General features: G+C 62.9%; 12 protein-coding genes. 5 read left to right on the forward strand and 7 right to left on the reverse strand.

Annotated features, from left to right (window positions below):
* Positions 1-159: 159 nt before the first annotated feature.
* On the reverse strand, positions 160-1,473 hold the full coding sequence (locus H3L91_RS09770) for a replication-associated recombination protein A (RefSeq protein ID WP_040659105.1): 1,314 nt from the start codon (positions 1,471-1,473) through the stop codon (positions 160-162).
* Positions 1,474-1,594: 121 nt separating this feature from the next.
* Between H3L91_RS09770 and H3L91_RS09775 the strand changes: the two genes are divergently transcribed.
* The 4 genes from H3L91_RS09775 (at position 1,595) to H3L91_RS09790 (ending at position 5,234) form a co-directional block, all read left to right on the forward strand.
* Entirely contained in the window at positions 1,595-2,005 is a 411-nt protein-coding gene (locus tag H3L91_RS09775; protein WP_007343662.1) for a hypothetical protein, read from the forward strand.
* 75 nt (positions 2,006-2,080) lie between these two features.
* On the forward strand, positions 2,081-3,493 hold the full coding sequence (gene thrC / locus H3L91_RS09780) for a threonine synthase (protein ID WP_007343663.1): 1,413 nt from the start codon (positions 2,081-2,083) through the stop codon (positions 3,491-3,493).
* Positions 3,494-3,668: 175 nt separating this feature from the next.
* On the forward strand, positions 3,669-4,328 hold the full coding sequence (locus tag H3L91_RS09785) for a hypothetical protein (RefSeq protein WP_040659107.1): 660 nt from the start codon (positions 3,669-3,671) through the stop codon (positions 4,326-4,328).
* Positions 4,329-4,436: 108 nt separating this feature from the next.
* Entirely contained in the window at positions 4,437-5,234 is a 798-nt protein-coding gene (locus tag H3L91_RS09790; RefSeq protein ID WP_007343666.1) for a BUD32 family EKC/KEOPS complex subunit, read from the forward strand.
* Between the two features lie 411 nt (positions 5,235-5,645).
* Here the strand turns inward: H3L91_RS09790 and H3L91_RS09795 are convergent, their stop codons facing one another.
* From H3L91_RS09795 to H3L91_RS09810, 4 genes are all read right to left on the reverse strand, one after another.
* Positions 5,646-6,503, reverse strand: coding sequence for a DUF817 domain-containing protein (locus H3L91_RS09795; protein WP_007343667.1), 858 nt, complete (start codon positions 6,501-6,503; stop codon positions 5,646-5,648).
* Between the two features lie 105 nt (positions 6,504-6,608).
* Positions 6,609-7,952, reverse strand: a complete 1,344-nt coding sequence (locus H3L91_RS09800; protein WP_007343668.1) for an NCS2 family permease — start codon at positions 7,950-7,952, stop codon at positions 6,609-6,611.
* Positions 7,953-8,115: 163 nt separating this feature from the next.
* Positions 8,116-8,514 carry a DUF4870 family protein gene (locus H3L91_RS09805; RefSeq protein WP_007343669.1) on the reverse strand — a complete coding sequence of 133 codons (399 nt, stop codon included), beginning with the start codon at positions 8,512-8,514 and terminating at the stop codon, positions 8,116-8,118.
* 79 nt (positions 8,515-8,593) lie between these two features.
* The gene (locus H3L91_RS09810) at positions 8,594-8,968 is read right to left on the reverse strand and encodes a DUF4870 family protein (protein ID WP_040659667.1); all 375 of its coding nucleotides are present in this window, start codon (positions 8,966-8,968) and stop codon (positions 8,594-8,596) included.
* 162 nt (positions 8,969-9,130) lie between these two features.
* Here H3L91_RS09810 and mltG point away from each other — a divergent pair, with 162 nt between their 5' ends.
* Positions 9,131-10,123, forward strand: coding sequence for an endolytic transglycosylase MltG (gene mltG / locus H3L91_RS09815; RefSeq protein ID WP_007343671.1), 993 nt, complete (start codon positions 9,131-9,133; stop codon positions 10,121-10,123).
* Positions 10,124-10,324: 201 nt separating this feature from the next.
* Here the strand turns inward: mltG and glnA are convergent, their stop codons facing one another.
* Both glnA and H3L91_RS09825 read right to left on the reverse strand, forming a co-directional pair.
* Positions 10,325-11,743 carry a type I glutamate--ammonia ligase gene (glnA, locus tag H3L91_RS09820; protein ID WP_040659109.1) on the reverse strand — a complete coding sequence of 473 codons (1,419 nt, stop codon included), beginning with the start codon at positions 11,741-11,743 and terminating at the stop codon, positions 10,325-10,327.
* A gap of 322 nt (positions 11,744-12,065) precedes the next feature.
* Complete coding sequence (locus H3L91_RS09825) at positions 12,066-14,537, reverse strand: heavy metal translocating P-type ATPase (RefSeq protein ID WP_007343675.1); 2,472 nt, start codon at positions 14,535-14,537, stop codon at positions 12,066-12,068.
* Between the last annotated feature and the right edge of the window lie 312 nt (positions 14,538-14,849).

Genomic DNA, 14,849 nt, shown 5'->3' on the forward strand with positions numbered 1-14,849 from the left:
GGATTTGTCGGGCGGCAGAGACCGCGTGCGTCGCCTCGGGGCGGCACACCCTGCGTCAGCGGCGCAAATCGGGCGGCGTGTTTCCCGTGTTTGAGGCCGTCTGAAAACGAAGTTTCGGCGCGGCCAAAAGCGAATTTTGCTTTTTCAGACGGCCTCTGTTTATTTTTCCCGCTCCGCCGCCGCGTCGTCGAGCGATTTGAGCCAGGCGAGTTTTTCGCCGATTTTGATTTCCAGCCCGCGCGGGACGGGTTGGTAGAAATCGGGTTCGGCGAGGCCGTCGGGCATGTAGCTTTCGCCGGCGGCGTAGGCGTGCGGTTCGTCGTGGGCGTAGCGGTATTCGCGGCCGTAGCCGAGTTCTTTCATCAGTTTGGTCGGCGCGTTGCGCAGGTGGACGGGCACTTCGTCGCTGGCGTTTTCTTTCACGAAACGGCGCATTTGGTTGTAGGCCGAGTAGCCCGCGTTGGATTTGGCGGCGGCGGCGAGATACAAAACGGCCTGCGCCAGTGCCAATTCGCCCTCGGGCGAGCCGAGCCGTTCGTAGGTGGCGGCGGCATCGTTGGCGATTTGAAAGGCGCGGGGGTCGGCCAGCCCGATGTCTTCCCACGCCATGCGCACGATGCGGCGGGCGAGGTAGCGCGGGTCGGTGCCGCCGTCGAGCATACGGCAAAACCAATACAGCGCGGCATTGGGGTGCGAGCCGCGCACGGATTTGTGCAGGGCGGAGATTTGGTTGTAAAAACTTTCGCCGCCTTTGTCGAAACGGCGGATCTGCGCGCCGAGGCTGTCGGCGAGAAATTCGGCGGTGAGGGTGTTCAGGCCGCGCATGGCGGCGGCGCGTAACAGTTGTTCCAACAGGTTGAGCAGACGCCGCGCGTCGCCGTCGGCGGTGTTGACAAGCAGTTCGCGTGCGTCTTGTTCGATGGCGAAATTGCGGTATTCGGGCAGGGCAAGCACTTTGCCGGTAAGCGCGTTCAAATCGTCGGCGGACAGGGATTGCAGCACATAAACCTGGGCGCGGCTGAGCAGGGCGGGGTTGACTTCAAACGAGGGGTTTTCGGTGGTTGCGCCGATAAAGGTTAAAAGGCCGCTTTCCACATGGGGCAGAAACGCGTCCTGCTGGGCTTTATTGAAACGGTGTACTTCATCGACAAACAAAATCGTGCCGCGCCCCTGTTGCAGGGCGATTTCGGCTTTGTCGATGGCTTCGCGGATGTCTTTCACGCCGGAAAACACGGCGGACACGGGCAGAAACTGGGCGTTGAAACTCTGCGCCAGAATCCGCGCCAGCGTGGTTTTGCCCACGCCCGGCGGCCCCCAGAGCAGCATGGAATGCGGTTTGCCGCCTTCCACCGCCACGCGCAGCGGTTTGCCCTCGCCGATCAGGTGCTGCTGGCCGATGACGTCGGCAAGCGTGTGCGGGCGCAGGCGTTCGGCCAGCGGCGCGTCGGGTTGGCGGGTGAAGAGGTCGGACATGGCGGAGCTTTCGTGTGGAAACGTTTTTTTCAGACGGCCTCGAAGGGCTGCGGCCATTATACAGCCGGGCGGTTTGCGGTAGAATGCACACCTTTACAACGTTTAATTGAAAGACACAGAGATGAACAAAATTTTTGCAGCAGCGGTTTTGGCGGTATTGTTGGGCGGATGCGCGGACACGGGCGGCGGCATGTCGCTGGGCAGCCTGATGGGCGGCAATACGCAGCAGTCCGCCTCTTCCGGCGGGATGCTCGGCGGCATGGGCGGCACGCTGGTGAAAAGCGTGATCGAAAACCAGTGCCGCAGCGAATTGCAGGGGCGCAACGAATGGCGCGTGATCGCGCTGGCGATGAGTGCCGACAAACAGGCCGAATGGGAAAACAAAATCTGCGGCTGCGCCAGCGAGGAAGTGCCCAACCAGCTCTCGGCCAACGAGCTGATGAGCATGGTCAACGCCAACACCCGCACCCAAGCCATGGCCAACGTTACCGCCAAAACGGTTACCGCCTGCTTCAAACGCCTCTATCGTTAAACCCCTTTTTCAGACGGCCTCTGCGCGCCGACAGAGGCCGTCTGAAACCTGAAAACCCGCAAAAAAGGCCGGAACATGAACTACATCAGCACGCGCGGCAACACCGCGCCCAAAACATTCAGCGAAGTTTTGCTTATGGGTCTCGCCCCCGACGGCGGCCTGATGCTGCCCGAGCGTTACCCGCAGATCGACGCGGCAACGCTGGACAAGTGGCGCGGCCTCTCCTACCCAAATTTATCCTTTGAAATCATGCGCCTGTTCGCCACCGACATTCCGGAAGACGACTTGCGCGCCATTATCGGCAACACCTACACCGAAGAAGCCTTCGGCACGCAGGCCATCACCCCCGTGCGCACCCTTTCAGACGGCCTCAAAATCCAAGCACTCTCCAACGGCCCGACGCTGGCCTTCAAAGACATGGCGATGCAGTTTCTCGGCAATGCCTTCGAATACGTGCTGAAAAAAGCGGGCGCGACGCTGAACATCGTCGGCGCGACCAGCGGCGATACCGGCTCGGCCGCCGAATACGCCCTGCGCGGCAAAGAAGGCGTGCACGTGTTCATGATGTCGCCCGAGGGCAAAATGAGCGCGTTCCAGCGCGCGCAGATGTACAGCCTGCACGACGCAAACATCCACAACATCGCCGTGAAAGGCATGTTTGACGACTGCCAGGACATCGTCAAAGCCGTGCAGAACGACGCTGCGTTCAAAGCGCAATACCGCATCGGCACGGTCAATTCGATCAACTGGGGGCGCGTGATGGCGCAAATCGTCTATTACTTCGCCGGCTATTTTTACGCCACACAGAGCAACGCCGAAACCGTCAGCTTCTGCGTGCCCAGCGGCAACTTCGGCAACATCTGCGCGGGGCACATCGCCAAACAGATGGGCTTGCCGATCGGCCGCCTGATGGTCGCCACCAACGAAAACGACGTGTTGGACGAGTTTTTCAAAACCGGCCGCTACCTGCCGCGCAGCGCGGCGCAGACCCATGTTACGTCCAGCCCCTCGATGGACATCTCCAAAGCCTCCAATTTCGAGCGTTTCGTGTTTGACCTGGCCGGCCGCAACCCCGCCGAAATCCGCGCCCTGTGGGAACAAGTCGCCTCCGGCGCAGGCTTCGATTTAGGCGGCCTGCTCGACGAAGCACGCGGGCAATACGGCTTTGTTTCCGGCAAGTCCACCCACGCCGACCGCCTCGCCACCATCCGACGGGTGTACGAAGAAGACGGCGAACTCATCGACCCGCACACCGCCGACGGCGTGAAAGTCGCCCGCGAACTGCGCGAAAACGGCGAAACCGTCGTCTGCCTCGAAACCGCCCTGCCCGCCAAGTTTGCCGACACCATCCGCGAAGCCCTCGGCGGCAGCGTCGCCATCCCCCGTCCCGCCAAACTCGAAGGGCTGGAAAACCTGCCCCAGCGCGTGCAGACCGTGCCCGCCGACGCCGACGCGGTGAAAAACATCATCCGCCGCGTGCTCGATTAAAGCGGAAAGCGGTGTTTTTGGCAAAAAACACCCGCCTGCCGCGTCAAAAATGCGCGCAAGGTGTCCAAGCTTGCTGTGCTTTTTTCCTTGCATCCGGGCATTTTTTACTCAAAAAACCGTCTCGCAAGCTGAATGTCAACAACCCCTAATGTCAACAGCCCCTAAGGAGCCCGATATGAAAAAAAACCTCTTCGCCGCCCTCATCTGCGCCCTTGCCGCCGCAGCCGCCGCCCAAGACTACGCCCTCTACGACCGCCCCACCGAGTCCGGCGGCATCAGCATCACGGGCAAACGTTTTTCCCTCAATACGGCCAGCCAGCGCGGCAACCTCTGCGACCTCGAAGGCAGCATCCAGAACAAGGAATACCGCGACGGCAAAGGCTGCGTCGTCCGCTTCCGCTTCTCGGGCAAAGACCGCGTCGAACTTGAAGTGCCCGAATCCGCCCAAACCGCCTGCCGCGAATACTGCGGCCTGAACGCAGGCTTTACCGGCAGCTACGCCGTCCTGCCCGCCGCCTGCACCGAACAGGGCGGCAAAGCCGCAGAAAAACGCTTTCAGACGGCCTACCGCGCCAAACAATACCGCCAAGCCGCCCAAATCAAGCAGCAGTACATCGCAAGCTGCGGCAAATTCATCAGCTTCACCGAGCGCATGCACGCTGCCAACGACTTGGCCGTCAGCCACAAAAACGCCGGCGACAAAGCCGCCTGCCGCCGCGCCCTCGCCGCCATAAAAACCTGGCTCGACCCCGAGTTCGATCCCGGCTACATCTACGAAGAAGACTACAAACGCGAAGCCGAAGCCGCCGCCTTCAACAAAAAACAATGCCTGTAAACCGGTTAAGGCCGTCTGAAAACCCGTTTCCCGTTTTCAGATTGAAGCAGAAAAGGGAAAACCCGATAAAATCCGGTTTCCCTTTTTCACATCCCCCCGCCTTCCCGCATGAACCCGAACACCCCCGCACCCGCCCACGACTTCCCCGCCATCCTCGCCCGCCTTGCCGCGCAGCAAACCGCAGGCATCGCCTGCCACACCCTTTCAGACGGCCTTACCGTTTGGGTGCGCAAAGCCGGCCCGCGCAACGCCGCTTGGCGTTACGCCCTTTTGGGCATGATTACCCGCCCCCTGCGCCTGGGCGTACTCAAACCCGTGCCCAACCTCGGCGGCGAAAAAGCCGTCGCCACCGAAGCGCGCCGCCTGCGCCAGCTTGCCGCCGCCGGCATCCGCGTGCCCGAACTGCTCGCCGAACAAAGCGACGCCCTGCTTTTGGGCAGCTTGGGCGGCATCTCTCTGGAAGACCGTATCGAACAGGAAGCCAAAGGCGGCCACCTCACCGCCTGGGCGGCCGGGCTGGACGCCATCGGCCAAGTGCACGCGCGCGGCCAGTTCCTCAGCCAGGCCTTCGCCCGCAACATCATGGCCGACGGCGGCAGCATCGCCTTTCTCGATTTTGAAGACGACCCCTCAGAAGTCCTCAGCCTCGAACAATGCCAAAGCCGCGACTGGCTCTGCTACCTGCACTCCACCGCCCTGCTGCTCAAACGCCACGGCCTGCTTGCCCAAGCCGCCGCCCTGTGGCACGACAAACGCTCCGCCCGGCCGGAAAACATCCGCCGCCTCGTCGCCCAAACCGCCCGCCCCGTCGCCTGGATGCGCCGCCTTTCCAGCCCCAAATGGGGACGCGACGTCCTGCGCATCGCCGCCCTCGCCGCCCTGTTCGCACAGGCGGATTCGGACTGAAACCGCCGTAAAGCACAGAGGCCGTCTGAAAAAAACGTTTTACGTATTTTCAGACGGCCTCTGCCATTAGGTAGGGTGGGTCTCGACCCACCGTTTGCGGAAAGCGGTATGATTGTGGTGGGTCAAGACCCACCCTGCGTATTCCGCCGCATGTAGGGTGTGTGGCGCAGCCACGCACACGGTTTGGGCGGCCCGCATGGCCGGACGGGATCCGTGAGACGGCAGGGAACGCGTGCGCCGCCTCGGGGCGGCACACCCTACGTCGGCTGCGTTTTCAGACAGCCTCTGCCATTTTGGCAGGGTGGGTCTCGACCCACCGTTTGCGGGAAACGGCATGATTGTGGTGGGTCAAGACCCACCCTACGTCGGCGGCGAAGCGGCAGAGGCCGTCCCGCGTAGGCGGGGGCGGCCTCAGTCGCGCGATACGGCGATGGTGTGTTTGATGTGTTTGAGGTTGGCGACGATGGTGAAGGTCATCATCACCAGCAAAGCCCACGAGCTCCATTTGCCGATGTGTACGGCCGACCATGCGCCGATTTGGTTGGGGTAACGCCACAGTCCGGCGAAGGTGCCGATGTTTTCCGCCAGCCAGATGAAAAAACCGATAAGGACGAAGGCCAGAAGCAGCGGCATTTTGCGCGGGATGTCGCAGGGGGTGAAGACGACGGTGGTACGGGCGTAGAGGCCGAGGGCGAAAGCGGCGAGGTACCAGCGGTAGTCGCCGATGTAGTGGTGGGTGAAAAAGTTGAGGTAAATCAGCAGGGAGCAGAGGGTGGCCAGCCAGTAGGGCGGGTGGCTGCGGATGCGCAGGTCGAATAGCCGCCAGGCTTGGATGATGTAGCTGCCCACGGCGGCATACATGAAGCCGGCAAACAGCGGCACGCCGCCGATTTTGCTGAATGCGGGGTCGGGGTAGCTCCACGAGCCGACGGCGGCGGAGGTTTTGAACAGTTCGAGCGCGAAGCCGACGATGTGGAAAAGGGTGATGGATTTGACTTCGTCCCACGTTTCGAGTTTGCAAACCAGCATGGCGGCCTGCACGGCCAGCGCGAACAGCAGCAGGATGTCGTAGCGGGCGACGCCGAGCCAGCCGCCGCGCGGCACGGCGAATATGGCGAGGAAGAAGAGGCCGGCAAACAGGCAGGAGCGGGCTTCTTTGAGGCCGAAAAACCAGAATTCGAGGGCGAAACGGCGGATGCCGCGCAGGCCGGGGCGCGGGGGATGGCGGGTAAGCCATGCGTCGAGGGGGTTTTGCGTGAGGGGCTGCATGTTTCAGACGGCCTTTCGGGTCGGGCGCAGGCAAGGGGAAGAGGCCGTCTGAAAGCTGTGTTTCGGCTGCGCCGAAGCTGCGTTTTCAGACGGCCTGTTGCGTGTTTACACGCCGAGGAACCAGAATTTGGCCGCCCACAAAACGGCGACGATCCACACCATCGGCGGCACGTCGCCTGCGCGGCGGCACAGGAGTTTGATGGCGGCGTAGCTGATGAAGCCCATGGCGATGCCGTCGGCGATGGAGTAGGTGAAGGGCATGAAGACGATGGTGACGAAGGCGGGGGCGGCTTCGGTGAGGTCTTCCCAGTCGATTTCGAGCACGGAGCGCAGCATGTGGATGCCGATGTAGAGCAGCGCGGGGGCGGTGGCGAAGGCGGGTACGGTGGCGGCCAGCGGGGAGAACCACAGGCAGGCGAGCATGAGGATGCCGACGGTTACGGCGGTGAGGCCGGTGCGCCCGCCTGCGGCCACGCCCGCCGCGCTTTCCACGTAGGGGGTTACGGAGGATGTGCCCATCGCCGCGCCGGCGACGATGGCGGTGGAGTCGGCCAAAAGGGCGCGTTTGAGGCGGGGCAGTTTGCCGTTTTCCAGCAGTCCGGCGCGGTGGGTGGTGCCGACGAGGGTGCCGGTGCTGTCGAACAGGTCGACAAGGAAGAAGACGAAGATGACGGCGATCATGCTGCCGTGGAACAGGCCGTTGAAGTCCATGGCCAGAAAGGTGGGTTGCAGGCTGGGGATGGCGGAGACGATGCCTTTGAATTCGGTCTGCCCCAGCGGGATGCCGAGGAGGGTTACGGCGAGGATGCCGAGGATGATCGCGCCGCGCACGCGCAGGTAGTCGAGGAAGATGATGAGGAAGAAGCCGAGCAGGGCGAGCAGCACCGGCCAGTTGGGGCTTTTCGCGCCGTCGGCGGCTTTGAGGTAGATGTCGTTCATTTTCACCAGCGTGGCGTCGCTGGATATGATGATGCCGGCGTTTTTCAGGGCGATAAGGGCGAGGAAGAGGCCGATGCCGGCGGCGATGGCCATTTTCAGGCTCATGGGCAGGGCGTTGACCAGCATTTCGCGCAGTTTGAAAAAGCTGAACAATAAGAAGACGATGCCGGACACGAACACGGCGGCCAGCGCGACCTGCCAGGGCACGCCCATGCCTTTGACCACGGCGTAGGTGAAGTAGGCGTTCAGCCCCATGCCGGGGGCGAGGGCGATGGGGTAGTTGGCCGCCAGTCCCATCACGAAGCAGCCGATGGCGGCGGAGATGCAGGTGGCGACGAACACCGCGCCGAAGTCCATGCCGGTTTGCGACAGGGTGGCGGGGTTGATGACGACGATGTAGCACATGGTCAGGAAGGTGGTGATGCCCGCCATGATTTCGGTGCGCACGCCCGTGCCGTGGGCGGTGAGGCCGAAGAATCGGTCGAGCGGGCTGTTTGCCGGTCGGTTCATGATTTAACAAACTTTAAGTCGGGTAAAGGGGGCGGCATTATAGCCTAATTGTGTACAAAGCCGCGCGCAGGGGCGCAAGGCTGAATGCCGACAGACCCCGGGAATGCGGCGCAAATGTTTTCAGACGGCCTCTGCGCAGGCAGGAGGCCGTCTGAAAAGGGGTTCAGACAAACCAGCCGGTCGGCGTAACCGGCTGGTTGTCGATCAGGCGCACGATGCCGAAAATCACGCGGAACAGATACCACAGGCCGGTGAGGCCAACCAGCGGGTAGAGGAAAAACAGCGGAAACTTAACCGCATAGCTCAAAGCCACCAGCAGTATCGGCAGGCCGATAAAGCCCAACAGCGTGCCCCAGAAGGTGCGGATCAGATAGGGGATATGCGTGGCGTACACCGCGTCGGTAACGGTGTCGCGCTTGGCGTAGGCGATGATCAGGCCGATCAGCGCGGCGATGCCGGCGGTGAAAACGGTTACGATGTAGAGGCCGTAAACCAGATACAGGAAATTGCGCTGTTTGTCGCGCTCGGCGTTGGCGGAAGAATTGGCGGGCAGGTTGTCCATTTTGCTTGTCCTTGCTGGAAAATAATCAAGCCGTCATTTTAACCAAACTTCACACGCGGCAGGAGGCCGTCTGAAAAGTTCACATCAGCCAGCCCTCGGCGGTAACCGGCCGCCCGTCGAGCAGGCGCACGATGCCGTAGGCCACGCGGAACACGTACCACACCCCCGTCAGCCACACAATCGGAATCCCGATCAGGATCACCGACAGCACCCCGCCCACGGCCAAGCCGATCAGCGCGCCCCAAAACGTGCGGATCAGATAGCGCAGATGGCTCTCATACAGCGTGCCCGCCATCTCGCCCTGCTTCAAGGCGGCCACCACCACCCCGGCCACCGCCGCCATCCCCACCGTGAAAATACTCGCCGCATAAAGCCCGTACACCAGATACACATAATTGCGCCGACGCTCCTCGCGCCAGTCCGGCTGCCGCGCCTGCGGGTTTACGGGCTCCACATCGATCACATCGTCGTCGCGCCCACGGTAACGCCTGTCCATAAAACATCCTTTCAAAACACCGGAAAAACGGCGGCCACTTTACCCCCGGGCACGCCGCAAAGCAAACAGGCCGTCTGAAATTACGCTATACTGCCGCCCTTTCCCCGCGCCCATCCCTTTATGAAAAAAGCGTTTTACACCGTTTTCACCCTCGCCCTCCTTGCCGCCCTTGCCGCCGCCTTCCTGCTGTTCGCCCCCAAAACCCACCCCGACCCATACCGCCTCAGAATCGGCGGCGGGCAGGGCATCGGCACGGCCGCCGCCCGCCTCCAAGCCGACGGCATCGTCTACAACCGCCACATCCTCACCGCCGCCGCCTATTTCCTCGGCATCCACAACAAACTGCACGCGGGCAGCTACAAACTGCCGCAGCGCGTGTCCGCCTGGCAAATCCTGCAACGCCTCAAACAAGGCAACAGCGACACCGTCAGCGTGCGCATCGCCGAAGGCAGCCGCTTTTCCCAAATGCGCCAAGCCATCGCCCAAACCGCCGATTTGCAGCACGACACCGCAGCATGGAGCGACGAACAAATCCTCAAAGCCGTCGATCCCCAAGCCACCGGCAGCCCCGAAGGACTGTTCGCCCCCGACACCTACGAAACCGAAGCCGGCGGCAGCGACCTGCAAATCTACCGCCTCGCCTACCGTACCATGCGCCGCAACCTCGACCGCGCCTGGGAAGAACGCCAAAGCGGCCTGCCCTACAAAACCCCCTACGAAATGCTCACCCTCGCCAGTATCATCGAAAAAGAAACCGGCCACCCCGACGACCGCCGCCACGTTGCCGCCGTGTTTGTCAACCGCCTCAACAGCGGCATGAAGCTGCAAACCGACCCCGCCGTCATCTACGGCATGGGCAAAGCCTACACCGGCCGCATCCGCAAAGCCGACTTGCAGCGCGACACGCCCTACAACACCTACACCCGCGCCGGCCTCACCCCCACCCCCATCGCCCTGCCCGGCAAAGCCGCCCTCGAAGCCGCCGCCCACCCCTCGGCCGAACAATACCTCTACTTCGTCTCGCAAATGGACGGCAGCGGCAAAAGCGCGTTCAGCCACACCCTCGACGAACACAACGCCGCCGTGCGCCGCTATATTCTGAAACAGAAATAGCCAACGCGCGCCGGCAGGTGTTTTATGCGCAAAGGCCGTCTGAAAACACATTTTCAGACGGCCTTTCACCGCCTAGGCAGGGTATGTCGCCCCAAGGCGACGCACCCTACGTCTGGTTCGCCACAGGCGGGATATCGGAAAGGCCGTCTGAAAAAACTGTAAAACAGGTTTTTCAGACGGCCTTTGCTTTAAAAAACGGCCTTACAGGCTGTAATACATTTCAAATTCCAGCGGATGCGGCGCCATGCGGATGCGGCGCACGTCTTCTTCTTTGAAGGCGATGTAGCTGTCTATCCAGTCTTTGCTGAACACGCCGCCGCGCAGCAGGAATTCGTGGTCGGCTTTGAGCGCGGCGAGGGCTTCTTCCAAAGAGGCGCAGACGGTTGGGACGAGCGCGTCTTCTTCCGGCGGCAGGTCGTAGAGGTTTTTATCGGCTGGGTCGCCCGGATGGATTTTGTTTTGAATGCCGTCCAAACCCGCCATCAGCAGGGCGGCGAACGCCAAGTATGGGTTGGCGGTCGGGTCGGGGAAACGCGCTTCGATGCGGCGTGCCTTGCTGCTGTTCACGGACGGGATGCGGATGGACGCGGAACGGTTTTTGGCAGAGTAGGCGAGTTTGGTCGGTGCTTCAAAATGCGGCACGAGGCGTTTGTAGGAGTTGGTGGACGGATTGGTAATCGCGTTCAGGGCTTTGGCGTGTTTGATGATGCCGCCGATGTAGTAGAGCGCGGTGTCGCTCAAGCCGGCATAGCCGTCGCCTGCGAACAGGTTTTGGCCGTCTTTCCAGATGGATTGGTGGACGTGCATACCGCTGCCGTTGTCGCCCATGATGGGTTTGGGCATGAAGGTGGCGGTTTTGCCGAAGTTGTGGGCGACGTTTTGGATAACGTATTTCATGTCTTGGGTTTGGTCGGCGCGTTTGACCAGAGTGGCGAAGCGCGTGCCGATTTCCATTTGGCTGCCGGTGCCGACTTCGGCGTGGTGGACTTCGACTTCGATGCCGAGTTCTTCCAAAATGTTCACCATGGCGGAGCGCAGGTCCTGTCCGGCATCAATCGGAGCGACGGGGGCGTAGCCGCCTTTGACGGTAGGGCGGTGGCCGGTGTTTTGACCGTCCATGTGCAGGCCGCTTGCCCATGCGCCGCTTTCGGACGTGATTTCGTAACGGGTTTTGTGCATGTCGGTTTCAAACTCTACGCCGTCGAAGACGAAGAATTCGGGTTCGGGGCCGAAGTATGCCGTGTCGCCGATGCCGGAGGATTTGAGGTAGGCTTCGGCGCGGCGGGCGATGGAGCGCGGGTCGCGGTCGTAGCCTTGACCGTCGGCAGGGTCGATCACGTCGCAGGTGAGGACGACGGTGGTATCGTCGTAAAACGGATCGACAAAGGCGGTGGCGGGGTCGGGGCGCAGCTGCATGTCGGAAGCCTGAATGCCTTTCCAGCCGCCGATGGACGAGCCGTCAAACGCCTGCCCGTTTTCAAACCATTCTTCGGGGTCGTCGAGCACCACGCGGGCGGGGACGGTGAAATGGTGCTGCTTGCCTTTGGTGTCGGTAAAGCGCAAATCGACAAAGCGGGCTTCGTTTTCTTCGATGAGTTGCACGGCGGATTGGACGGACATGGTTGGCTCCTGAGTGGCTGGGAAAAAGACGGGCGGGAATATAAACACGCTGCCTGAAATTATCAACAATTTTACGCGGCGGGCGGGGCACGGAGGCCGTCTGAAAAAGCGTTTTGGCTGCGCCGAAGCTGCGTTTTCAGACGGCCTCTGCCGCTTACGTAGGGTGTGTCGCCCCAAGGCGACGCACGCGTTCCCAGCCGCTTCAACAAATCCGCATTTTCCTGCAAACCCAAACCGCGTGCGTGGCTGCGCCACACACCCTACGTATGATTCGCCACGGCGGAATCGTGGAAAGGCCGTCTGAAAACGGCAAAACCTTTTTTCAGACGGCCTTGCGCAGGCGCAGGGCGTTGGCCAGCACCAGCAGGGAGCTGCAACTCATGCCCAGCGCGGCGAGCCAGGGGGTTACGAGGCCGGCAGCGGCCAGCGGGACGGCGGCGAGGTTGTAGGCGGCCGCCCACCAGAGGTTTTGGCGGATGACGGCGGCGGTGCGGCGGGCGCAGCGCACGGCGTCGGGGATGGAGGACAAGTCGTCGTTCAAGAGGATGATGTCCGCGCCGGAGCGGGCGGTGTCCGCGCCGCCGGCCACGGCGAAGGAGACGTCGGCGGCGGCCAGCGCGGGGGCGTCGTTGATGCCGTCGCCCGCCATCAGCACGACGCGCCCCCGCGCCTGCAAAGCCTGTATGTAGGCGGGTTTGTCTTCGGGGGCGGCTTCGGCGCAAAAGGCGGCGATGCCGAGGCTTGCGGCCAGCGCGGCCACGGCGGCTTGGCGGTCGCCGCTGAGCAGGTGGGGGGCGAGGCCGGCCTGTTTGATCTCGGCGAGCATGGCGGCGGCGGCGGGTTTGGTTTGGTCGGACAGGACAAACAGGGCTTGGAAGCCTTGGCTGCTGCCCAGCGCGGCGAGTGTGCCGCATCCGGCGTATTGCGCGGCCTGCGGCGGGACTGTGCCCGCGAGTTCGGCAACGTAGGCGGGTTTGCCCAAACGCCATTCGCCGCTTTGGCCGTTGATGTCGAGCACGGCGCACACGCCGCCGCCGGGGCGGTTGCCGCGTTCGCGCGCTTGGATGTCGAGGCCGTCTGAAAAAGGTGTTTGCACGGCGAAGGCGCGGGCGGCTGGGTGTTCGGACTGGGCTTCGAGCACGTGGGCGATGTGCAGGGCTTCGCTTCGGGTGAGGCTGCCTGTGGGGATGGTTTCTTCGATTTTCAGACGGCCTTCGGTGAGCGTGCCGGTTTTGTCGAACACGGCGTCGGTGGCGGCGGCGAGGGTTTCCAGCGCGCTGCCGCCCGCGACGAGGATGCCCTGCCGCGCCAATGCGCCGGTGGCGGCGGCCAGCGCGGCGGGGGTGGCCAGCGAGAGGGCGCAGGGGCAGGTGATGACCAGCAGGGACACGGTTACCCACAGTGCCTGATGGATGCCCGCGTACCACCACCAGCCGAGAAACACAGGCAGGGCAAACAGCAGCATGGCCGAGACGAAGCGCGAGGCGTAGCGGTCGGCGGCCAGGGCGATGCGCGGTTTTTGCGACAGGGTTTTGTCGAGCAGGCGGGCGATGTGCGAGAGGCGGGTGTCCGCGCCGGTGCGCACCACGCGCACAATCAGCGGCGCGGCGGTGTTGAGCGTACCGGCGGTTACCGCGTCGCCTTCTCCTTTGGCCACGGGCAGGCTCTCGCCGGTGAGCATGGCTTCGTCGGCCTCGCTCGCTCCGGAGAGCACTTCTCCGTCGGCGGGGAACACTTCGCCTGCCTTCACCAGCACGGTGTCGCCCGCGTTCAGCCGCACCACCGCCGCTTCTTCGCTTTCGCTGCTGTGCGGATAATCGGGCAGCAGATGGCAGAAGGCGGGCACGAGTTTCACCAGCCGCTCGGCCGCGTCGCCCGCCTTGCGCCGCGCGCTCTGTTCCATAAACCGCCCCAGCGACAGCAGGAATACCAGCATCGCCAGCCCCTCGAAATACATGCCCTGGCCGGCGTTGGTCAAAAGCGCGTACACGCCCGCGCCGAAGGCCAGCCAGATGGAAAGCGCGATGGGCGTGTCCATGCCCGCGCGGCGGTTGCGCCAGTCGCGCAGGCAGCCTTGGTAAAACGGCACGGCGGCATAGCACACCACGGGCAGCACCATCAGAAAGCCGCCCCAGTGCAGGATGGTGAGAAACTGCGGCTCGATGTCGCCGTAAAGATAGGTGGGCAGGGCGAACATCATGGTCTGCATCATGCACATCCCCGCCACCGCCAGCCGCACGATGGCTTTTTTGCGCGACTTCTGCGCCGCCTCCTCGGCTTTGTGCGCGTCGTAGGGCAGCGCGGCATAGCCGGTTTGGCGCACCGCCAGCAGGATGTCCGAGAGCGCGGCGCGTTCTTCATCCCAGCGCACGCGGGCTTTGAGCGTGCTGTAATTGAGTTCGGCCGACACCACCCCCGGCAGGCGCAGCAGGCGTTGTTCGATCAGCCACACGCAGGCGGCGCAGGTAACGCCGTCCAGCATCAGCACCGCCTCGCGCCCGCCGCCCTCGGGCGTTTCGACAAAATCGCGCTGCACCTCGGGCAGATCGTAGAGCTTCAACTGCGCCAGCAGTTCCGGCGGCGGCAGCGCGGCCTGCGCGGCATCGGCGGTGCGCTGTTTGTAATAATTGCCCAAACCCGCGCCGATAATCCCCTGCGCCACCGCCTGACAACCCGCGCAGCAGGTCGGATACTCGATTTCTTCATAAACGACGGGCAGATGCGTCCCCTGCGGCACGGGCAGGCCGCAGTGGAAACAGCGTGTTTCCTGTGTTTCGTGTGCTTCGTTTTTCATGGCGGCGGATTGTACACGCTTCGCAAACAGGCCGTCTGAAAAGCCCGAAACGGTTTTTCAGACGGCCTGTTCCATCCCGCCCATGCCGAACCCAAGGTAGGGTGTGTCGCCCCCAGGCGACGCACGCGTTCCCTGCCGCTTCAACCAATCCGCGCGTTTTCCGAAAAGCCAAACCGCGTGCGTGGCTTGCGCCACATACCCTACCTTGGCGGCGGGACGCAGGGTGGGTCTTGACCCACCACAGCCATGCCGCTTCCCGCAAACGGTGGGTCGAGACCCACCCTACCCTATCGCGCAAAAGGCAGAGGCCGT

Source organism: Neisseria bacilliformis (assembly GCF_014055025.1).
In the GTDB taxonomy this organism is placed as follows: Bacteria; Pseudomonadota; Gammaproteobacteria; order Burkholderiales; family Neisseriaceae; genus Neisseria; species Neisseria bacilliformis.

Coding starts and splice junctions, on each gene's coding strand:
- H3L91_RS09770 (WP_040659105.1), bottom strand. CDS start 1,473: ATGTCCGACCTCTTCACCCGCCAACCCGACGCGCCGCTGGCCGAACGC.
- H3L91_RS09775 (WP_007343662.1), top strand. CDS start 1,595: ATGAACAAAATTTTTGCAGCAGCGGTTTTGGCGGTATTGTTGGGCGGA.
- thrC (WP_007343663.1), top strand. CDS start 2,081: ATGAACTACATCAGCACGCGCGGCAACACCGCGCCCAAAACATTCAGC.
- H3L91_RS09785 (WP_040659107.1), top strand. CDS start 3,669: ATGAAAAAAAACCTCTTCGCCGCCCTCATCTGCGCCCTTGCCGCCGCA.
- H3L91_RS09790 (WP_007343666.1), top strand. CDS start 4,437: ATGAACCCGAACACCCCCGCACCCGCCCACGACTTCCCCGCCATCCTC.
- H3L91_RS09795 (WP_007343667.1), bottom strand. CDS start 6,503: ATGCAGCCCCTCACGCAAAACCCCCTCGACGCATGGCTTACCCGCCAT.
- H3L91_RS09800 (WP_007343668.1), bottom strand. CDS start 7,952: ATGAACCGACCGGCAAACAGCCCGCTCGACCGATTCTTCGGCCTCACC.
- H3L91_RS09805 (WP_007343669.1), bottom strand. CDS start 8,514: ATGGACAACCTGCCCGCCAATTCTTCCGCCAACGCCGAGCGCGACAAA.
- mltG (WP_007343671.1), top strand. CDS start 9,131: ATGAAAAAAGCGTTTTACACCGTTTTCACCCTCGCCCTCCTTGCCGCC.
- glnA (WP_040659109.1), bottom strand. CDS start 11,743: ATGTCCGTCCAATCCGCCGTGCAACTCATCGAAGAAAACGAAGCCCGC.
- H3L91_RS09825 (WP_007343675.1), bottom strand. CDS start 14,537: ATGAAAAACGAAGCACACGAAACACAGGAAACACGCTGTTTCCACTGC.